This window comes from Polaromonas sp. YR568, from assembly GCF_943369675.1.
Lineage (GTDB): Bacteria > Pseudomonadota > Gammaproteobacteria > Burkholderiales > Burkholderiaceae_C > Polaromonas.
In genome coordinates, this window is record NZ_CALROB020000087.1 from 1 (window position 1) to 5,660 (window position 5,660).

4 protein-coding genes are annotated in these 5,660 nt (G+C 64.7%); 2 read left to right on the forward strand and 2 right to left on the reverse strand.

What is annotated here, in order from left to right; translation table 11 throughout:
- Both ACLV8F_RS24595 and ACLV8F_RS24600 read right to left on the reverse strand, forming a co-directional pair.
- Positions 1-2,683, reverse strand: a 2,683-nt coding sequence (locus ACLV8F_RS24595) for an efflux RND transporter permease subunit (protein ID WP_411886820.1), incomplete at its 3' end; no start/stop codon positions are given.
- Positions 2,684-2,690: 7 nt separating this feature from the next.
- Positions 2,691-3,845 carry an efflux RND transporter periplasmic adaptor subunit gene (locus ACLV8F_RS24600; protein ID WP_411886821.1) on the reverse strand — a complete coding sequence of 385 codons (1,155 nt, stop codon included), beginning with the start codon at positions 3,843-3,845 and terminating at the stop codon, positions 2,691-2,693.
- A gap of 123 nt (positions 3,846-3,968) precedes the next feature.
- Here ACLV8F_RS24600 and hpnC point away from each other — a divergent pair, with 123 nt between their 5' ends.
- Both hpnC and hpnD read left to right on the forward strand, forming a co-directional pair.
- The gene (gene hpnC, locus ACLV8F_RS24605; RefSeq protein ID WP_411886822.1) at positions 3,969-4,829 is read left to right on the forward strand and encodes a squalene synthase HpnC; all 861 of its coding nucleotides are present in this window, start codon (positions 3,969-3,971) and stop codon (positions 4,827-4,829) included.
- 47 nt (positions 4,830-4,876) lie between these two features.
- On the forward strand, positions 4,877-5,660 hold a 784-nt coding region (gene hpnD, locus ACLV8F_RS24610), incomplete at its 3' end, for a presqualene diphosphate synthase HpnD (RefSeq protein ID WP_411886823.1).

Genomic DNA, 5,660 nt, shown 5'->3' on the forward strand with positions numbered 1-5,660 from the left:
GGATGCGGTAGCCCGTCATGCCCTTGTCATGCCATTGGGCCTCCAGCGCCTTGAGCTTGGGCATCAGTTCCTGCGTCACCGTGGCCCCCTGCAGGCCTTCGACGATGTCGCTCTGCACGGTGATGGCGTAGTCGCGGTTCTCGCGCCACATCACGCCCGGCTCCCAGGTAAATACCGGCTTGGCGATCTGCGTCAAGGGAATCGATTTACCCGACGCCGTGGGCAGGTAGGCATTGCCGATGTCGGTGATCGCGTTGCGCTCGTCCAGCGGCTGGCGCAGCACGATGTCGATCAGCTTGTCGCCTTCGCGGAACTGGCCCACGGGCGTGCCCGCCAGGATGGTGCGCGAGGCCTGGGAAATCGACTGGCTGGTCACGCCCAGCGTGCGCGCCTTGGCCTGGTCCACCTCCAGGCGCAACACTTTGACCGATTCATTCCAGTTGTCGTTCACGCCGCGCGTGTTGGCGCTCTCGCGCATCACCGCCTTGACCTCGTCGGCACGCTCGCGCAGCACCAGCGGGTCTATGCCCACCACGCGGAACTGCACCGGATAAGGCACGGGCGGGCCGTTGGGCAGCAGCTTGACGCGGCCGCGCACCTCGGGGAATTCCGTAGCCAGCAAGGCCGGCAGCTTGATGCGCAGCGATTCGCGCACCTTCAGGTCCTGGGCCAGCACGATCATCTGCGAGACATTGGTCTGCGGAAAAACCTGGTCCAGCGGCAGGTAAAAGCGCGGCACGCCCGAGCCTATCCAGGTGCTGACCGTGGTCACGCCCGCTTCCTTCATCAGGCGCTGCTCCACCCGTTTGGCGGTGGCTTCGTTGGCGGCAAAAGAGGTACCTTCGGGGAACCAGATGTCAACCATGATCTCGGGCCGGCTCGAATCCGGGAAGAACTGCTGCTGCACCTTGCCCATGCCCACGATGCCCAGCGCGAAGATCAGCACGGTGGCGCCTATGGTGAGCCAGCGGTGCTGCACGCACCAGTTCACGGTTTTGCGGAAGGTGTTGTAGAACCCGCTGTCGAACATCTCGTGCGGGCTGTCCTGGCCGGCTGCCACTTCCTGCACGTGCGGCGGCACCTTGAGAAGCAGCGTGCCCAGGTAAGGCACGAAGTACACCGAAACGATCCAGCTCAGCACCAGAGCGATCACCGTCACCGCGAAGATTGCGAAGGTGTATTCACCGGTCGTGGATTTAGCCAGGCCGATGGGCAAAAAGCCCGCGGCGGTGATCAGCGTGCCCGTCAGCATGGGCATGGCGGTGATTTCGTAGGCGAAGGTGGCGGCGCGCACCTTGTCGTAGCCCTCTTCCATCTTGCGCACCATCATCTCGACGGCAATGATGGCGTCGTCCACCAGCAAGCCCAGCGCGATGATCAGCGAGCCCAGCGAAATCTTGTGCAGGCCTATGCCGTAGTACCACATGGCCAGGAAGGTCAGGCTCAGCACCAGCGGAATGGTGATGCCCACCACCAGGCCGGGCCGGATATCGATGTAATAGCGCTTCCACAGCGGCAACTGGCCGGGGCCGTTGTGTGGCCGCTTGTGAAAGCCCAGGGCGATGAAGCTGACCGCCAGCACGATCACCACGGCCTCGATGAGCACACGCACGAACTCGTTCACCGAGGTCGACACCGCCTTGGGCTGGTTCTGCACGTTCACCATCCTGATGCCGGCGGGCAGGGTCTTGTCGATGCGATCGGACAGCGCCACGAGCGACTTGCCCAGCGCGATGATGTCGCCGCCCTTGGCCATGGAAACGCCCAGCGCGATCACTTCCTTGCCCTGATGGTGTACCTTGACCGTTGGCGGATCGACATAACCGCGCTTGATCACGGCAATGTCGCCCAGCTGCAGCTGGTTGCCCGAACTGCCGCGTATAGGCATCATGCGCAGCTGTTCGATCACCTCGAATTGCCCCGCCACGCGCACCTGCACCACGTCCAGCGGCGTCTGCACCGCCCCTGCCGATTCAATCGCGTTCTGCTGGCCGAGCTGTGCCAGCACCTGGTTCAGGTCCAGCCCCAGCTGCGCCAGGCGTTTTTGCGAAATCTCGATGAAGACTTTTTCGTCCTGCACGCCAAAGAGTTCGACCTTGCTCACGTCGGGCACGCGCAGCAACTGCTGGCGCACGTCGTCGGCAAAGGTCTTGAGTTCGGCGTAATTGAAGCCGTCGGATTCCAGCGCATAGATCACGCCGTAGACGTCGCCGAAATCGTCGTTAAAGAACGGCCCCTGGATGCCGCCCGGCAAGGTGCCGCGCATGTCGCCGATCTTCTTGCGCACCGCATACCAGACATTGGCGACTTCGGCCGGCTTGGAGGAGTCCTTGATCTGGAAAATGATCTGCGACTCGCCGGGCTTGGAGTAGCTGCGGATGCGATCGGCATACGGCACTTCCTGCAGCGTGCGTTCGAGCTTGTCCGTAACCTGCTCGGCCACCTGCTGCGCCGTGGCGCCCGGCCAGTAGGTGCGCACCACCATGGCGCGGAAGGTGAAGGGCGGGTCCTCGTCCTGGCCGAGCTGGAAGTAGGACGCGAAGCCCAGGATCATCAGCACGACCAGCAGGTAGCGCGTGAGGTCCGGATGGTCCAGCGCCCATTTGGAAAGGTTGAAGCGGGTGGAAGGCGCGGCGAGTTCGCCGGCGGGGCTGTTGCCGTCGTCGTGGTGAGATTGCGTCATGGCTGCCTCACTTCACGCCGGAGGCGGCGGATGCGGGCGCCGGGGCAGCAGCATTCGGCCCCGTCTGCGCCGGCGTGGCGCCGGCCAGGGCCACGCTGGGCTGGTACAGGCTCACCTTCTGGCCGGGCGACAGCACATGCACGCCGGCGCTCACCACCAGCATGCCGGCCTGCAGGCCCGAGGCCACGACCACGTCGTTGCCGTCGGCCGTGGCGACCTGGATGATTTGCGGCTTGACCGTCATCGTGGCTTTGTCCACCACCCACACCGCCGTGGACTTGCCTTCCTGGCGCAATGCCGTGGTCGGCAGCTTGATCACCGGCAGGCCGACGGCACTGCCCGATTCCGGCACTACGTACACCGTGGCACCCAGCGGCGGCGGCTCTGCGGCATCAATCGAGACCTTGACGGTGTAGGTGCGCGTGACGGGGTCGCTGCTGGCAGCCACTTCGCGTACCTTGCCGGCGAACTCCGCGCTTTGCGACCAGACGCGGATCTTGACCGCCGAGCCGACCTTGATGCCCGCCACCTTGTCTTCAGGCACCGAGAACACCACGTCGCGCACGCCGTCCGCCGCGATGCGCACCACCGGCGTTCCGGCCGTCACGACCTGGCCGGGCTCGGCCTCGATGGCGGTCACCACGCCCGACACGTCGGCGACCAGCGATGCATAGTTGGCCTGGTTGCCTTGTACCGACAGCTGCGACTGCGCCTGCTCCAGTTGCGCCTGCGCCGCCTTGAAAGTGGTGTCGCGGCGCTCCAGTTCGGCGCCGCTGATGAAGTTTTGCTCCTTGAGCTCTTTGTAGCGCTTGAAATCTGCAGCGGCCAGGTCGCGGTTGGTGGTGGCCGCGGCCACTTGGGCGCGGGCCGAATCGGCTGCCAGCTTGAGATCCTGCGGGTCCAGCTGGGCCAGCACCTGCCCCGCTTTGACGCGCTGGCCGAGTTCGGCCTGGCGCTTGATGATCTTGCCGCCCACCCGGAAGCCCAGCCTGGACTCAACCTGGGCCTTCACCTCACCCGCGTATTCATGGCTCGAGGAAAACGCATTGGTTCCCACAGTCACCACCTTCACGGCGCGAACCGGCTCTTCGGAGGGTGCGGGCTTGGAGCAAGCGGCCAGCAACACGGCGGCGCCCACCAGGGAAAAAACGGTTTTGTTCATGGTCTGATTCGTGTGAAAACTGGCACGGCAGACAGTCAGGGAAAAGCCTCAAAAACTCACTACTGACTGACTGGTTAGTAATCTAGGGTAAATGCCCATACTTGTCAAGCGACAATCGCCCGCATGACCCCAGGCCTCCAACAGCCCAGCGACCCGGTTCCCCTGCAGGGCGTGACGCATTACGAAAATTTCCCGGTGGCCTCGCTGCTGTGCCCACCAAGGCTGCGCCCGCCCATCGCCGCGATTTACTGGTTTGCGCGCACGGCCGACGACATCGCCGACGAAGGCGACGCAACGCCCCAGGCCCGCCTGGCCGACCTTGCCGCCTACCGCGCCGACCTGATGGCCACCGCCGCGGGTTTGCCGCCTTCCCCGCGCTGGGCCCCGGTTTTCGGCCAGTTGCGCCCTCAGATGGCGCAGTTCGGGCTGCCCATCCATCTATTGGACGACCTGCTCAGCGCCTTCGAACAGGACGCCGTCAAACAGCGTTATGCCGACGAGGCCGAACTGCTGGACTACTGCAATCGCTCGGCCAACCCCGTGGGCCGCTTGCTGCTGCACCTCTACGATATCCAGGACGCCGCGTCGCTGCAAATGAGCGACGACATCTGCACGGCTTTGCAACTCATCAATTTCTGGCAGGACCTGGGCGTGGACATCCCGCGCGGCCGCATCTACCTGCCGGCCGAGGCCTGGGCCCGCCACGGCGTCGATGAAGCGCAACTGCTGGCGCTGGATGCCGACCCGGCCGTCCTTCAACTGATCGCCGCGCAGGTGCAGTCGGCGCGCGCGATGATGCTCAGGGGCCAGCCCCTCGTGAAGAAGATACCCGGGCGCGGCGGCTGGGAGCTGCGCCTGGTGGTGCAAGGCGGCCTGCGCATTCTCGACAAGATTGAGGCGCAGGGCTTCAACACCCTGCAGCGGCGCCCCAAGCTGAGGCCCTGGGACCTGGTGGTGATGGGCTGGCGCGCGCTGATGATGTAGCAGCGCGGCCTGCGTGGCCGGGCGACATCCCATGTGACAATTGCCGCATGACGCCTGAGCAGTATGTCCAGCAAAAAGCCGCCGCATCCGGCAGCAGTTTTTATTACGCCTTCCTTTTCCTGCCCAAAGAGCGGCGAGCCGCCATCACGGCCTTCTATGCCTTTTGCCGCGAGATCGACGACGTCGTCGACGAGGTCACAGACCCCGGCGTGGCGCGCACCAAGCTGGCCTGGTGGCAAAGCGAGGTCCTCAAATCCTATGCCGGCGAGCCCACGCACCCCGTGATGAAGGCGCTGATGCCGATGGCCGCCACCTACTGCATCGAAGCGCGCCACCTGCAGGCCGTGATCGACGGCTGCCAGATGGACCTGGAGCAAAACCGCTACCTCGATTTCCCCGGCCTCAAGCAATACTGCCACCTGGTGGCCGGCATCGTGGGCGAAGTGGCCGCGCGCATTTTCGGCCAGGCCGACGAAGCCACCACCGCCTATGCCCACAAGCTGGGCCTGGCCTTCCAGCTCACCAACATCATCCGCGATGTCGGCGAAGACGCGATGCGCGGGCGCATCTACCTGCCCGTCAACGAGCTGCAGCAGTTCGACGTGAAAGCCCACGAGATTTTGAAACGGCAGTATTCGGACCGTTTCAGCGCGCTCATGAAATTCCAGACCGATCGCGCCCTCGCGCTGTATGACGAAGCGCTGGCCCTGCTGCCCGAAACCGACCGCCGCGCGCAAAAGCCCGGCCTCATGATGGCCAGCATCTACCGCACGCTGCTGCGCGAGATCTCCGCCGACGGCTACCAGGTGCTGCACCAGCGCGTGAGCCTCA

Bases quoted from the DNA above. Each gene is read 5' to 3' on its own strand.
- hpnC (WP_411886822.1), top strand. From the start codon at position 3,969: ATGACCCCAGGCCTCCAACAGCCCAGCGACCCGGTTCCCCTGCAGGGC.
- ACLV8F_RS24600 (WP_411886821.1), bottom strand. From the start codon at position 3,845: ATGAACAAAACCGTTTTTTCCCTGGTGGGCGCCGCCGTGTTGCTGGCC.